This window comes from Asanoa sp. NPDC050611, assembly GCF_040654855.1.
Lineage (GTDB): Bacteria > Actinomycetota > Actinomycetes > Mycobacteriales > Micromonosporaceae > Asanoa.
Genome location: NZ_JBFAIU010000680.1, coordinates 1 through 1,418 on the forward strand (window position 1 = coordinate 1; position 1,418 = coordinate 1,418).

General features: G+C 74.4%; 1 protein-coding gene and 1 pseudogene. Both read left to right on the top strand.

Features of this window, described 5'->3' with window-relative positions; translation table 11 throughout:
• Positions 1-1,087: ArsB/NhaD family transporter (locus AB0H87_RS41775; protein ID WP_360159414.1), on the top strand; the 1,087-nt coding region annotated here is incomplete at its 5' end.
• Positions 1,084-1,418 (top strand): annotated as a pseudogene (locus AB0H87_RS41780) (hypothetical protein); the annotation flags it as partial. The gene AB0H87_RS41775 and the pseudogene AB0H87_RS41780, both read left to right, overlap by 4 nt.

A 1,418-nucleotide genomic window follows, 5' to 3' on the forward strand; every position in this document is an offset into this window, starting at 1 on the left:
CGCCCCGACGGTCGGCTTCCTCGCGGCGATCCTGGCCCTCGCCCACCTGGCCGACGCGTGGGGCGTCTTCGGGTACGCGGGCGGGCTCGCCGCCCGGGCCGCCCGGGGCAGCCCGAAGCGACTGCTCACCGTGGTGTTCGGCATCGCGGCGGCCGTCACCGCGGTGCTCAGCCTGGACGCGACCGTGGTGCTGCTCACGCCGGTCGTGTTCGCGACCGCGGCGGCCGCCGGCGTGCGAGCCCGGCCGCAGGTCTACGCGTGCACCCATCTCGCCAACTCGGGCTCGCTGCTGCTGCCCGTGGCCAACCTGACGAACCTGCTCGCCTTCGGCGCCACCGGGTTCACGTTCCTCGGCTTCGCCGGCATGATGGCGCTGCCGTGGCTCGCGGTGCTGGCCGTCGAGTACGCGGTGTTCCGCTGGTTCTTCGCCGGCGACCTGGCGACGCCGGCCCGGCCTTCCCCCGTCGCGCCCTCCCCCGCCCCCCGGTTCGCGCTGGTCGTGCTGGCGCTCACGCTGGCGGGCTTCGCCGCCGCCGAGCCGATGGGGGTGGCGCCGGCCTGGATCGCCGCCGCCGGCGCCGTCGTGCTCGCCGTTCCGCTGGTGGTACGCGCTAGCGATCGCCGCCGCACCGCGCTCGGGATCGCCCTGTCCACGAACCCGCTGTTCTGCTTCTTCGTCTTCGGGCTGGGCGTGGTGGTGCTGGCGCTGCGCCGCAACGGCCTGGACGACCTGATCGCGGCCCTGACTCCAGGCAGCGCCGACCTGCTCGGCCTGCTCGCCGTGGCCGGGCTCGCCGCGCTGCTGGCCAACCTGGTCAACAACGTGCCCGCCACGCTGGTGCTGGTGCCGGTGGTCGCGCACACGCCCGGGCTCGTGCTGGCCGCGCTGATCGGCGTCAACGTCGGACCCAACCTCACCTACGTCGGCTCGCTGGCCACGCTGCTCTGGCGCCGGATCCTGCACGCCCGCGACGAGCCGCCGGCGAGCTCGGTGTTCCTGCGCCTGGGCGCCGTCTCGGTGCCGGCGTGTCTGCTCGCGGCGGTTGTGGCGCTATGGGCGGCTCTGAAACTATCCACAGTGATATGAACGTGGTGGTCTGGCTGGCCGAGGGCACCTGGCAGGCGTGCGTCGACGCCGCCGCCGAGGTGGCGCCCGCGTCCGCCGCGATCACCCTGCTGCACGTCACCGACCCGACGCTGGCCGAGGACGTCTCCGACGCCTACGAGGGCCTGCTGGGTCGCGGCACGCGCGGCCGCGACCCGGGTGCGGCCGTCGGCGCCGCGGCAGCGCACGCCGAGGAGGCGCTGCTGGCGGGAACGACCTGCGCGATCTGGTGCGAATCTCGCGTGCTGACAGGCACGCTGCGCACGTCGAGCGCGAGCGAATCGTGCTCGTCGCAGAACTCGTGTTCCCCGAG